The following is a 12,320-nucleotide window of genomic DNA, read 5'->3' as shown; positions in this document are numbered from 1 at the left end:
TCCGGATCAGGTCAACGGGATCCGGGTGCCGGTGGCGTCTTTCATGTCGGTGAGGGTCGGCCCGCCGAAGCCCATCAGCGCGACCACCTTCGCGCCCTTCGGCGCGTCGTAGTACAGGTCGAACTCCAGCCGGACCGCCGCGCCGAGATTGAACTCGGCGGGCTGCCGTTTGATCAGCATCGCCTGGTCGTCGGGCTTGAGCTGCGTCCCGTCCGACAGCACCAGGAGTTGGCGCTTGGGGTTGAACAGCACGCTGCTCCGGCCTTTGTTCGTGACGACCAGGCGGACGCTGATGAACTGGCCCTTCGCCGCGAACTCGGCATGGCTGCCGATGATCATGTCCATGCCCGTGGTCAGCCCGATCGGGATGAAAGTCGTGTCGCCGTCGGACACCGCGTGACCGCTCAGCGCGATTTCGTCCGGTCGCACCGGACGAGGCTCGAGCTGGTACGTCGGGCTCGGCGTCGGCGCGCTCTCCGGTTGCTTCGAGTCGCACCCCGCGGTGATCGTGACAGCCAACGCCACCAGGGCGAGCACACCGCGGCGGGAGGTCATGAGGGTGATTCTGTCGCAGCGGGGGTCAACCCGTCAGCGCCTGATCACGACCAGGAGTTGCACCAGCAGCGGAGCGACGATCAGGGCGGGCAGAAGGTCGGCCACGGCGATCTGCTTGAGCTTCAGGAGCCGGAGGGCAACGCCGATCAGCATCACTCCGCCAGTGGCACCCAGGGCCGTGACATGTGCCTCAGGCAACACATCGCCGAGGACGGCGCCCACCGCCGTCATCAGTCCCTGAACGACCAGCACCACGACGGCCGAGGCGGCGACACCCCAGCCCAGTGAAGCGGCGAAGGCGATCGAGGCGAAGCCGTCGAGCACCGACTTGAGGAAGAGCTGGTCGGCGCCCCGGCCGAGGCCGTCGGACAGCGAGCCCAAGAAGGTGAGCGGCCCGACGCAGAAGACCATCGAGGCCGTGACGAACCCTTCGACGAAGGTGCTCTCGCCGTCGCCGCGGCTGAACCGGTGCTGCATCCAGGCGCCGAGTCCCTCCAGCCGCTGCTCGATCCTTAGCAGCGAGCCGGTGATCCCACCGATCAGCATCGCGCCGAGCACGATCAGGACCGGCGCGCTGTCGCCGACCGCAGTACTGAGGGCGGCGTTGCCCACGGTCAGTGCCGAGGTGATCGCGATCAGCAGCGTGACCAGGCCGAGTGCGTCGGTGACCAGGTCGCGGGTGCGGTGGCTCAGCCGATGGCCGACGAGAACGCCCAGAACGGATCCGATGAGCACTGTCGCGACGTTCACGACAGTGCCGATTCCGATGAACAAGCGTGCTCTCCGATCGCCGGCTGTGACCGCCGGTGTGGTGTCCGTGCAGTCGGCGAGTCACGGCTTTGCAAGTGACCGCCGAAGCCCTACTGTTGCGCGGGGATGAGCGTATCCGCCCGTCCTGTTCACCTCGGGGGTGGACCAGACCAGGAGGTCGACGTGGCACCACTCATCGAGGTGCGCGACGCTCGTCCCGACGACGCGGACATCTTGGTGACGCTCTGGCGTGACATGGCCGTCGGCACGGGGCACCAGGCCCGCTTGCTGGCCGCACCGACCGCGGACGCAGCCCGGACCGCCATCGCGAAGCACGAGAACAATCCGTTCGACCGGATGATCGTCGGCGAGATCGACGGGCAGCTGGGCGGGATGGCCTACCTACGGCAGGCCCCGATCAGCCCGCTGCATGACGAGGTCACCGTGACGGTGGAGTATCTGCACGTCAGCGACGACGCCCGCCGGCACGGCCTGGGCAAGGCGCTGATCGCCGAGGCCGCGGCCTGGGCTGAGCACCAGAACTGCCCGCACCTGGCGGTGGTCGCGCCCGCGGTCGCCCGTGAAGCGAACAGGTTCCTTGCCCGCTTGGGGTTGGGGCAGGCCGGCGTACTGCGGTTCGCGAGCACCCACACCGTACGGCGCAGGCTCGCGGCTGAACATGCGCCGAACCTGCTGGCCCTGCTTTCGTCGAGGCGTTCGGTGATCGCCCGCCGGGCTCAGCTGACCCGCTCGCCGTTGACCGACGAAGCGGCGCACAGCGCTCCCGAGATCACGCTCCCGGCGGCGCCTGGATCAGCTGGCACGTGAGCCGGGCGGTGCAGACCCGCTTGCCGCGGTCGTCGCTGATGACCACCTCGTACGACGTGGTCGTGCGGCCGAGGTAGATCGGGGTCGCGACGCCGGTGACGACGCCTTCGCGAACGGCCCGGTGGTGGGTGGCGTTGATGTCGACGCCGACCGCGACCTTTCCGTAGGCGGCGGCGTGCATCGCCGAGCCGACGGAGCCGAGGGTCTCGGCCAGCACGCAGGAAGCGCCGCCGTGCAACAGGCCGTACGGCTGGACGTTGCCCTTCACCGGCATGGTGGCGACGACCCGCTCCGGCGATGCCTCGGTGATGACGATGCCCATCAGTTCGATCAGGGTGCCCTCGGTCGACAACGCCGAGGGCAGCTCGGCGGCGCCTTTCTCGTCACTCACAGGGGTCTCCTCCGGGTCGCACGATGTGTCGATCCGCAGACTACGTCAGCCGTCGCGAGTGCGTGCGAGAACTGTCGGCGGGAACCACTAGAGTCGGTATGTGGCTCCAGAAACCGACTCTTCGACGATGACCAAGGACCCGGGCGCGGCGACCGGCGATGCCGGCGGCCGGCCGCGGATCCTGCTGCTGGACGGGCACTCGCTGGCCTACCGGGCCTTCTACGCGCTGCCGGTGGAGAACTTCTCCACCACCACGGGGCAGCACACCAACGCGGTGTACGGCTTCACCTCGATGCTGATCAACATGCTCCGCGACGAGCAGCCGACCCACATCTGCGTGGCGTTCGACGTGTCCCGCAAGACCTTCCGCAGCGAGCAGTACGCGGAGTACAAGGCAGGCAGGTCCAAGTCGCCGGACGAGTTCAAGGGTCAGGTCTCGCTGGTGAAGGAGGTGCTGGAGGCGCTCCGGATCCCGACCACCGAGATCGACGGCTGGGAGGCGGACGACATCCTCGCCACGCTCGCCACCCAGGCCGCCGACCAGGGCTTCGAGGTGCTGATCAGCAGCGGTGACCGGGATGCGTTCCAGTTGGTGAGCGAGAACGTCACCGTGCTGTACCCGAAGCGCGGTGTGTCCGAGATCGCCCGGATGGATCCGGCCGCGGTCGAGGAGAAGTACGGCGTGACGCCGCGGCTCTATCCCGACCTGGCCGCACTGGTGGGGGAGCAGAGCGACAACCTGCCCGGCGTGCCCGGGGTGGGTCCGAAGACGGCGGCGAAGTGGCTGAACCAGTTCGGCTCGCTGAACGACCTGGTCGATCGGGTCAACGAGATCAAGGGCAAGGCCGGTGACTCGCTGCGCGAGCACCTCGCCGACGTGATCCGGAACCGCCAGATCAACGAACTGGTCCGCGACCTGACCCTGGACGTCTCGGTGGACGACCTGGTCCGGCAGCCGTGGGACCGGGACAAGGTGCACACGCTGTTCGACGGCCTCGAGTTCCGCGTACTGCGGGAGCGGCTGGTGGCCGAGCACGAGCAGGTGGACGACACCGTCGACCAGGGGTTCGAGCTGCAGGGTGTCCAGCTGAAGCCGGGCGAGGTGGCGGCCTGGATCAAGGAGAACGTCAGCTCCGGCGAGCGCGTAGGCGTTGCTGTGCAGGGTAGTTGGGGTCGCGGCACGGGCGAGATCACCGGCCTGGCGCTGGCGAACACCTCCGGCGCCGCGGGCTGGTTCGACCCGACCACGCTGACCGATGATGACGACGCCGCCTGGCAGGCGTGGCTCGCGGATCCCAAGCAGCCGAAGGCCTTGCACGACGCGAAGGGCCCGCTGCTGGGCTTCCTCGAACGAGGCTGGACCTTGGCCGGGCTCACCTCGGACACGCAGCTGAGCGCGTACCTGGTCCGCCCGGACCAGCGGTCGTACGACCTGGCCGACCTGACCGTGCGCTACCTGCGCCGCGAGCTCCGCAACGAGGAGGCCGACAACGGTCAGCTCAGCTTCGACGACATCGAGGGCGGACCGGCTGCGGACGCGACGATGCTGCGCGCCCGCGCGATCGCCGACCTGGCAGACACCCTGGACGCCGAGCTGGAGAAACAAGCCGGTACTGCGCTGCTGGCCGACGTCGAGCTCCCGCTGATCGACGTGATCGCCGGCACGGAGCGGGACGGGATCGCCGTCGACCGGGAATACCTGGAGCGACTCGAGGAACGCTTCGCGACCGGAGTCCGCGACGCCGCGGCCTCGGCGTACGAGGTGATCGGCAAGGAGATCAACCTCGGCTCGCCGAAGCAGCTGCAGGTGGTGCTGTTCGACGAGCTGCAGATGCCGAAGACCAAGCGCACCAAGACCGGGTACACCACGGACGCGGACTCGCTGCAGGCGCTGTTCGAGAAGACCGAGCACCCGTTCCTGGCGTACTTGCTGGCGCATCGGGACGCCACCCGGCTGCGACAGACCGTCGAGGGCCTCCTGAAGACGATCAGCCCGAAGGACGCGCGGATCCACACCACCTTCAACCAGACGATCGCGGCGACCGGCCGGCTCAGCTCGACCGACCCGAACCTGCAGAACATCCCGATCCGGACCGAGGAAGGCCGCCGGATCCGCGAGGCGTTCGTGGTCGGTGAGGGCTTCGAGGCGCTGATGTCGGCCGACTACAGCCAGATCGAGATGCGGATCATGGCGCACGTGTCCGAGGATGAGGGCCTGATCTCGGCGTTCAACTCGGGCATGGACTTCCACTCGGTGACGGCCGCACGGGTCTTCTCGGTGGAGCCGTCCGAGGTGACGCAGGAGATGCGCGCCAAGATCAAGGCGATGAACTACGGCCTGGCCTACGGCCTGTCGGCGTACGGGTTGAGCCAGCAGCTGAAGATCGGCGTCGACGAGGCGAAGGGCTTGATGGACGAGTACTTCGAGCGCTTCGGCGGGGTCCGCGACTACCTGCGTAGCATCGTGATCGAGGCTGGCAAGAGCGGTTACACCGAGACCATCCTCGGCCGCCGACGCTACCTGCCCGACCTGACCAGCGACAATCGGCAGCGCCGCGAGATGGCGGAGCGGATGGCGTTGAACGCGCCGATCCAGGGCTCGGCCGCGGACGTCATCAAGCTGGCGATGCTGAAGGTGGACGCGTCGCTGCGCGAGCAGAAGCTGAAGTCCCGGATGCTCCTGCAGGTACACGACGAACTGGTCTTCGAGGTAGCCCCCGGCGAACGCGAGGTCCTCGAGGAACTCGTCCGCCGCGACATGGGTAGCGCCGTCGAGATGGCCGTCCCCCTGGACGTCTCAGTTGGAGTAGGCCGCACCTGGCACGAAGCCGCCCACTAACCCCGCGTCCGAGCGCCGGTCACCCCAGCGGGCGGCCGGCGTACAGGGATAGGCCGCCGGCGCCATCGCCTCGATGCTGACGAGCCGATCGATCCCGGCCTCGACACCGGTCTCCTCCCGGATCTCGCGCAGGATGCCGAGTGCCGGGTCCTCGCGCAGCTCGAGGATGAACTTCGGGGTTGCCATCCGCAGACCCTAGCCGGGACCGCGGTCAGGCGTTGTCGGCCGCCTGGCGGTGCAACCCGGAGGCGAGTGCGGCCGACAGTGCCAGGGCGCAGGTGCTGGTCATCGCGGCGAGCACCTTGACGCCGGTCATGCCGGTGGCGATGTTCGTGCCCAGGATGATCAGGGCGGCCACAGCCAGGCCGATCAGCCCGACCCAGATCAGCAGCGCGGCACGCTTCTCCTGCTGCGCGATCGCGGCGTACACGACCAGCTGGAGTACGGCGTACGAGGAACCGGCGAGGGCGAAGAGCCACGCGATCGGGCCGAGCGCGGCGTACTTGGCGGCGCCGCCGACGACGGCTACAACGACGTCCGGCAGGATCAACGCCCCGAGCACGCAGCACACGCCGAGCGCGGCGACTGCCTGGATCGCCCGGCGGAGGCGCAAGGTGTCACCCGGCGTACTCGCCAGCGAGGGGAACACGATCACGATCACGAACTGCGGCAGGAACAGGCAGGCCTTCGCCACGATCACGCCGGCCGCGTAGTACCCGCTGCTCTTCTCGTCCAGCAGGCCGCGGGCGAGCAGTACATCCGCGTTGGCGATCACGAAGAACGCGAGCAGCGTGTGCGTCCCGTGGATGGTCTCGCGGAGAACCTCCTTCACCTGCTCCGGCGTCCCGCCCGTCGAGCCGCGCAGCAGGAACCCACCGAGCAGAGCCGGTACTGCGGCGCCGAGAGCGATGCCGACCATGGCCGAGGTCAGGCTCGGGTGAATTAGCAGCGCTCCGCCGCCGAAGACGAGTCGGCCGACGCCGGTGGAGGTGTAGACCGCGGCCAGTTCGGTCCAGTTCTTACCACCTTGCAGCACGCCGAGCTGGGACCCCATCAGGGTCAGGCAACCGAGCGTCGGCGCGAGCAGCAGGGCAGCGACAACAGAGTCGATGTGTAGCAGGAACACGAACAACGGCGTGAGCAGCAGAGACAGCGCTGTCAGCCCTAATGCGGCCCGGCGGCCCGCCTTGAGCATTGCGTCGGCCAGTGCGGCCTCGCCGGATCCGGTGTGGGTAGCGATCCGCCGAGCGCCCGAAGCCTGCAGCCCGAGGGAGGCCACGTTGCCGATCAACAGCAGGCCGAGCAGGGCAGTGACAGCCCCGAACTGCTCGGGGATCAGCCGGTGCACCGCAACCAGCGTGAAGCCGTAGGCGGCGACGTTCATGATGCCCATACCCACCGCCACCACGGTGGCGCTGCGCAGGAACGTCTGCTGTGGGGGCGCGGCAGCGGAGGGCTGCTGCTCGGGCGTCGTGTCTGAGGTCATCCGGCTTCTGTTCTACTGGCGGGCTTACTCAACCCGATCGCGGTCAGTTGCCCTGCGGCTGTCATGCCGCCTTCACGCTACGGCGTGACGCGTCCAGTGTCATAACCGACTGGCCAAGATCACGACTGGGTGCGTCGCGTTGCCGAGGTCTTGCGCGGCCGGGTTACTGCCTGGTAGGAACACGCATCAGTCGTACTGGACAGTCGTTCAGCTACGTGAATCTCGGATGACCGGATGGGGTCCCCGGAGTCCGATAGCAAGGGGTGGAGGACTCAATGCAACGCAGTACCTTGCTCGGCGGGGCGCTGCTGGCGGTGGTCGCGGGTCTGCTGTGCCTGATCGGGGAATCCCTCGGTCTGCGCACGGAGCACGTGGCGCTTGTCGGCGGCGCTCTGGGGGGAGTGGCCGGGCTTGTTCAGGACCGTACTCCGGGCTGGCGGGCGATCGGGTTCGCGGCCGGACTCGCGGTGGCCTGGATCGGATTCGCGATCCGGGCGCTTTACCTGCCCGACTCGACGCCGGGCCGGGCGGTGGCCGCGGTCGTGGTGGTCATCGTCTGCGTGGCCATCACCGCCGCGGCCGGTAGCCGGATCCCGCTATGGTCGCTGCTTCTGGGCGCGGCAGCGATGGTCGCCGTGTACGAGGAGAACTACACCGCGGACAGCCCGGCGTTCCTTTCGGAGTCACCGACGGCCGCGACCGCAGTACTGCTGGCTGCCGCGATCGGCTTCCTGGCCACCTCGTGGCAGACGCCACAGCAAACGGCCGCGAAGCATTCCAGTGCGGCACCGGAAGACCAGCCTGTCGAGGAAATCCCTGTTACTGAAGGAGATCGCGCGTGACCGCCGCTCGGATCACCCGTGGGCTGGCGATCACAGTTGCCATCCCGACGGCCCTCTTCCTGACCAGCTCGACCGCCCTGGCGGCGTCGGCGGGCGCGACGGCCGACCCGGTCGGCGTCACCAATACTGAAACGGTGCAGGCCCAGCTCGACCCGAGTGGCAAGGTCCGAGGCGCCCGCGTCTACGAGCAGCTCTCGTTCACCGGCAAGGGCCGGGCGAAGGTGGCCAACCCGGTCTCGACCGACGGACTGCGCAACCTCGACGGCTTCGGTGGGTTGTCGGTGAAGAACGGCTCGATGAACGTCGATCTGGCGGTCGACGGCGAGGAGCGGTTGCGGACCGTCAGCGACTTCGACAAGTCCAAGCTGCCGATCAAGGTCGCCGTGACCTACACGCTCAACGGCAAGAAGCTGCGCAAGCCCTCGGATGCGGTCGGCAAGAGCGGTCGGCTGGCGGCGCAGTACGTGGTCGAGAACACCTCCGCGAAGCCGCGCACGATCACCGTCACCGACGGCTATGGCAAGAAGGTCTCCGAGGAGACTGACGTCGTCATCCCGATGGTCGGTCAACTGGCCACCGTGCTGCCCCCGGGCTTCGCCGACGTCTCGTCGAACGAGGCGAACAAGGCGGGCGACGGCAAGGGCGGAACCAAGCTCAGCTTCACCGTGACCCTGTTCCCACCGGTCGGTGCGGCCAGTGCGGAGTTCGGCTGGTCGGCTGACGTCAAGGACGCGGTCATTCCCGAGGCGGAGTTGACGGCCTTGCCAGTGAGCCCGCTGGATAGCCCGACGTTCAAGACCGCCGTTGACGGTTATGACAGCGGGGCGCAGAAGGGCACCGATCTGGTCGAGGGTGGCACTGCTCTCGACGCGAACCTGATCAAGCTGCGAGACGGCGCGGAGAAACTACTCAGCGGACTGCTGCAGCTGAACGAGGGCGCGAAGACGCTGAACGCCGGCCTCGCCGACCAGGCCGCTCCTGGCGCGGACAAGCTCTCGACGGGCGCCAAGGAACTCCGCAACGGCCTCGGTGAGTTGGACCGTGGCGCCGGCCTGCTCCGGGAGAAGACGGGCGAGGCGGCGAAGGGTGCCGACAAGCTCGACAAGGGCGCGGGCGAACTTCAGAAGGGGACCAAGAGCCTCGACGCGGGCGCGGATCAGCTGAAGAGCGGCACCGGCAAGCTCGCGGACGGTCTGGGTCAGGCCACCAAGAAGGCACCCGCGCTGGTGGACGGACTGAACCAGGTCAGCGGCGGGCTCAAGGGCGTCGAGGACGGCCTCGTGCAGATGTACGGCGGGGTCGGCGGCCTTCCTGCGAAGGCAAAGCCACTGCACGCAGGCGTGAAGCAACTTCGGGACGGCATCGGCTCGGTGTCGGACGGGGACACCCTGCTGGGCGGGCTGGAAACCCTCAAGAAGCAACTGGCCGCGGCCGGCCCGGGGATCGACAAGATGCGTGGCGGCGTGCACTGCGCCAGCGATGCGCTCAACGCGGTCAGCAACGGTAAACCGGTCGGTACCTACGACGCCGCGTGCTACGGCGCTGCGGCTGCCGCGTTGAACGGACCGGCCGGCGCTCTGAACACCGGTCCCGAGTCGAACCCAGTCAAGAAGCTGATTCTGGACTCCCTCCTGGCGCAGCTCGGCAGTATCAGCGATCCGGCACCAGACCTGGACAAAGCACTGCCGGATGATGCCAAGTTGCAGGCCGCGCTCGCTTATCTGAAGGGCCGGCTGACCGAGCGAGCCGTTCCTGGCATCGGCAAGCTGCAATGCGGCCTCGACAACCGGGTCGTCGGATGTCCCTCGTCGGCGGCCGGCCTGGTCCAGGGTCTCGGACTGGTCGACGCCGGTGTCGGAGCGTTGGTGTCGGGCGTCGTCGCCAGCGTTCAAGGTGGCATCGGCGATTCGAACGACGCACCGGCCAACAAGACACTCCGCGGCGGGATCAATGGTCTGCAGAGTGGCGTCGGACAGATCCAAGCCGGAGGGAAGACTCTGCTCGCCGGGCTGAACGAACTCTCCGGCGGTGCCACTCAACTCGACGCCGGGGCCGGCGCGCTCGCTGCCGGGACGCAGCGGCTGAAGGCGGGAACTGGTGTCCTTGTCAACGGCACCTCACAGCTCGACAACGGTCTTTTCTTGCTCGCAGATGGAACCGGGCAGCTCGCTGATGGTGTCGGCAAGGCATCAACGGGATCGCAGCAGTTGGCAACCGGTTCCAGCGATCTGGCGACGGGCATCGGTGGCGCGGCAGAGGGTTCGAAGAAACTGTCGGACGGTCTGCAGACAGCGGCCGACGGCGCGCCGGCGCTTCCACAGGGCGTCAACCGGCTCTCGACGGAGGGCGCCAAGGTGCTGACCGCGAGCGGCGCGGAGACCGCCCTGGACTTCGGCCGGCGTACCGCGGTTCTGACTGCGTCCGCTGATCGGGCGAAGACCGAGGGCATGCCGGTCGGCGCGCCGGAGGGGGCGACCGCCACCTCGGCGTACTCCCTGAAACTCGCCGGTGCGTCCGGCGAGGGTGGCCGGAGTTGGGTGAGGCTGCTCGCGGCCGTCGGCGTGTGCGTGCTGGCGGTCGGCGGGGTCGGGCTGATCCGGCGGCGATTCGCTGCCTGAGATTCGATCAGGGTCGGTGGGCTGACCAGATCGCGGTGCCGGGAACGAGCCGCCCGCGATCTGGTCCCCAGCCGCCCCAGACCTGGTCGTGCCCGGCCGGCCATTCCGGCTCGAGCAGATTATCGATGACGAAACCGGCGCCGGTGAGGGCACGGATCCAGTCGCCGATCGTGCGGTGGTGTTCGGCGTAGACCGGGGTGCCATCGGCATCCACTTCCACGTACGGCGTGCGGTCGAAGTACGACTGGGTGATCCGCAGGCCTTCCGGCGTCGGGTCGTCCGGCATGCTCCAGCGAATGGGATGCGTCACCGAGAAGACCAGCAGACCGCCGGGCTTCAGCACCCTCGCGATCTCGGTCAGTGCGGCTTCGGCATCAGCCACGAACGGCAACGCCCCGAACGCCGAGCAGACGCTGTCGAAACTGCCCGTTCTGAAGGGGATCCGTAGCGCATCGGCGGCAACAGTCCGTACTGCGGTGCCGGTGCGGCGGTCCAGGGTCCGCCCGACCCGGAGTTGCTCGACCGAGATGTCGAAGGCATAGACATCGGCGGCCTGCGTGACGAGCCAGCGTGAACACTGCGCGGCGCCGGCCCCGACCTCGAGGATGCGACGACCTTTGACCGGACCGAGGAGCTGGGCTTGCTCCTCGTCGACCCCCTCCGGACACCAGATGAAACGGTCGTCGCCGAGGAACTCACCGTGCTCGGCCAGATAGTCGTCCGCGGCGCTGTCCCAATAGGTCCGGCTGGCCTGCGATGTCTCTGCCTCGGTCAGCTCCACCCGCTGCGGCACCACCGTCTCGTGCTCCACGCGAATCACCTTAGTGCCCGGCGCGGGTGGCGAGTGCCTCGCTCATCGCGGTGAACCGGGGCTTGATCTCGTCGCGCAGCCAGCTTTCGGTGGGGTGCGGGAGGATGCGGGCATGGACGACTTCGAGGCCATCGCCGCGAGTGCGGTTCCGCTGACGGGCGGCTACGGCGGCGAGACGTATGCCGTGAGCGCCGCCGGCGAGGATGCGGTGCTCCGGTTGTACGTGCGGCACCCAGCAAGGGCGGCGGTGGATGTGTCGCTGATGCGGCTCGTGCGCGGGTTGCTGCCGGTGCCGCGAGTGCTGGACGCGATGCCCGAGGTCTCGGACCAGGGGCCGCCGTACGTCCTGACCGAGCGGCTGCCCGGGGTGAATCTGGAGAAGTACCTCGAATCGGCGGGTGACGATGAGCGCCGGAAGGTCGGGGAGCAGCTCGGAGACCTGCTCGTGCGGCTGAGCGGGATGCCGTTCCTCGACTTCGGGGAATTCCGCGGCCGTGAGTTGACGATCGAGCCGTTCGACGCAGGCGGCTTGACCCAGTGGTTCAACAAGTACGTCGAGGACCTCGGCCTCACCCGCGATCAGGCCGACAGTATGGAAGGCGTGCTGGACCGGGCCGAGGATCTGGCTGCCACCGGGGTCGACCGCGCGTGCCTGGTGCACAGCGACTTCAACCCGAAGAACCTGCTGGTGGATCCGGGATCCGCCGAGCTCACCGGGCTGATCGACTGGGAGTTCGCGCACGCGGGATCGCCGTACACCGACCTCGGGAACCTGCTCCGCTTCTGCCAGGACCCGGTGCTGGGCGCAGCGGTGCTGGGCGTAGTACGGGAGAAAAGTCCGGACCTGGGGGACCGGCTGGTCGAGCGTGGGCGGGCGGCCGATCTGTGGGCGCTGATCGACCTCGCGTCGCGGTCGGCGTCGAACCCGGTCGCGGCCGCGGCGCACACCCTGATCACCCGGATCGCCGACACCGGTGACCTGGCCGGCGGCCGGATCGACCCGGACGGTTTACATTGAGTCCAGTGCGACGTCGGGTGACCTCGGCGGGCGGCCGGTAGCTACCGGGTGCCCCGGGTTGCCGTGCCCGAGTCAATACCAGTATTCTGTGAGATGCGCTATGGGCCCGCGCGACCTCGGACGGAGCAGGCTCGTGCTCGCAGCAGTCGGTGGTGACTCTGTCCTGTTCAGGCAATCCAGCG

At 68.3% G+C, this 12,320-nt stretch carries 11 protein-coding genes; 5 read left to right on the top strand and 6 right to left on the bottom strand.

What is annotated here, in order from left to right; translation table 11 throughout:
* Positions 1-6: 6 nt before the first annotated feature.
* Positions 7-555: a DUF4352 domain-containing protein gene (locus ABD210_RS25240; protein WP_344114580.1), complete on the bottom strand. Its 549-nt coding sequence runs from the start codon at positions 553-555 to the stop codon at positions 7-9.
* A gap of 33 nt (positions 556-588) precedes the next feature.
* Positions 589-1,329: a DUF554 domain-containing protein gene (locus ABD210_RS25235; protein WP_344114579.1), complete on the bottom strand. Its 741-nt coding sequence runs from the start codon at positions 1,327-1,329 to the stop codon at positions 589-591.
* A gap of 159 nt (positions 1,330-1,488) precedes the next feature.
* Between ABD210_RS25235 and ABD210_RS25230 the strand changes: the two genes are divergently transcribed.
* Positions 1,489-2,133, top strand: coding sequence for a GNAT family N-acetyltransferase (locus ABD210_RS25230; RefSeq protein WP_344114578.1), 645 nt, complete (start codon positions 1,489-1,491; stop codon positions 2,131-2,133).
* On the opposite strand, the gene ABD210_RS25225 is transcribed toward ABD210_RS25230, so the two are convergent.
* Positions 2,096-2,524 (bottom strand): hotdog fold thioesterase, encoded by a 429-nt coding sequence (locus ABD210_RS25225; RefSeq protein WP_344114577.1) that lies wholly within the window; start codon positions 2,522-2,524, stop codon positions 2,096-2,098. The genes ABD210_RS25230 and ABD210_RS25225 overlap by 38 nt on opposite strands.
* Positions 2,525-2,651: 127 nt before the next feature.
* Between ABD210_RS25225 and polA the strand changes: the two genes are divergently transcribed.
* Positions 2,652-5,363: a DNA polymerase I gene (polA, locus tag ABD210_RS25220; RefSeq protein ID WP_344114576.1), complete on the top strand. Its 2,712-nt coding sequence runs from the start codon at positions 2,652-2,654 to the stop codon at positions 5,361-5,363.
* On the opposite strand, the gene ABD210_RS25215 is transcribed toward polA, so the two are convergent.
* Both ABD210_RS25215 and ABD210_RS25210 read right to left on the bottom strand, forming a co-directional pair.
* Complete coding sequence (locus ABD210_RS25215) at positions 5,322-5,549, bottom strand: NUDIX hydrolase (protein WP_344114575.1); 228 nt, start codon at positions 5,547-5,549, stop codon at positions 5,322-5,324. The two genes, polA and ABD210_RS25215, sit on opposite strands and share 42 nt — an antisense overlap.
* Positions 5,550-5,574: 25 nt before the next feature.
* Entirely contained in the window at positions 5,575-6,849 is a 1,275-nt protein-coding gene (locus ABD210_RS25210; RefSeq protein WP_344114574.1) for an MATE family efflux transporter, read from the bottom strand.
* Between the two features lie 275 nt (positions 6,850-7,124).
* On the opposite strand from ABD210_RS25210, the gene ABD210_RS25205 reads away from it, so the two are divergent.
* Both ABD210_RS25205 and ABD210_RS25200 read left to right on the top strand, forming a co-directional pair.
* Positions 7,125-7,691, top strand: a complete 567-nt coding sequence (locus tag ABD210_RS25205; RefSeq protein WP_344114573.1) for a hypothetical protein — start codon at positions 7,125-7,127, stop codon at positions 7,689-7,691.
* A complete protein-coding gene (locus ABD210_RS25200; RefSeq protein WP_344114572.1) occupies positions 7,688-10,309 on the top strand; it encodes a hypothetical protein in 2,622 nt (873 codons plus the stop codon). Before ABD210_RS25205 ends, ABD210_RS25200 begins: the two co-directional genes overlap by 4 nt.
* A gap of 7 nt (positions 10,310-10,316) precedes the next feature.
* Here the strand turns inward: ABD210_RS25200 and ABD210_RS25195 are convergent, their stop codons facing one another.
* The gene (locus ABD210_RS25195; RefSeq protein ID WP_344114571.1) at positions 10,317-11,120 is read right to left on the bottom strand and encodes a class I SAM-dependent methyltransferase; all 804 of its coding nucleotides are present in this window, start codon (positions 11,118-11,120) and stop codon (positions 10,317-10,319) included.
* A gap of 112 nt (positions 11,121-11,232) precedes the next feature.
* Here ABD210_RS25195 and ABD210_RS25190 point away from each other — a divergent pair, with 112 nt between their 5' ends.
* Positions 11,233-12,138: a phosphotransferase family protein gene (locus tag ABD210_RS25190; RefSeq protein WP_344114570.1), complete on the top strand. Its 906-nt coding sequence runs from the start codon at positions 11,233-11,235 to the stop codon at positions 12,136-12,138.
* Positions 12,139-12,320: the final 182 nt, after the last annotated feature.

Source organism: Kribbella alba, from assembly GCF_039529635.1.
Taxonomy (GTDB): Bacteria; Actinomycetota; Actinomycetes; order Propionibacteriales; family Kribbellaceae; genus Kribbella; species Kribbella alba.
Note: the sequence above shows the minus strand (reverse complement) of the source record. Positions and strands in the feature narration are given on the sequence as shown.

Excerpts from the sequence above, each read along its gene's own strand:
- ABD210_RS25240 (WP_344114580.1), bottom strand. The coding sequence starts at position 555 with ATGACCTCCCGCCGCGGTGTGCTCGCCCTGGTGGCGTTGGCTGTCACG.
- polA (WP_344114576.1), top strand. The coding sequence starts at position 2,652 with ATGACCAAGGACCCGGGCGCGGCGACCGGCGATGCCGGCGGCCGGCCG.
- ABD210_RS25215 (WP_344114575.1), bottom strand. The coding sequence starts at position 5,549 with ATGGCAACCCCGAAGTTCATCCTCGAGCTGCGCGAGGACCCGGCACTC.
- ABD210_RS25210 (WP_344114574.1), bottom strand. The coding sequence starts at position 6,849 with ATGACCTCAGACACGACGCCCGAGCAGCAGCCCTCCGCTGCCGCGCCC.
- ABD210_RS25205 (WP_344114573.1), top strand. The coding sequence starts at position 7,125 with ATGCAACGCAGTACCTTGCTCGGCGGGGCGCTGCTGGCGGTGGTCGCG.
- ABD210_RS25190 (WP_344114570.1), top strand. The coding sequence starts at position 11,233 with ATGGACGACTTCGAGGCCATCGCCGCGAGTGCGGTTCCGCTGACGGGC.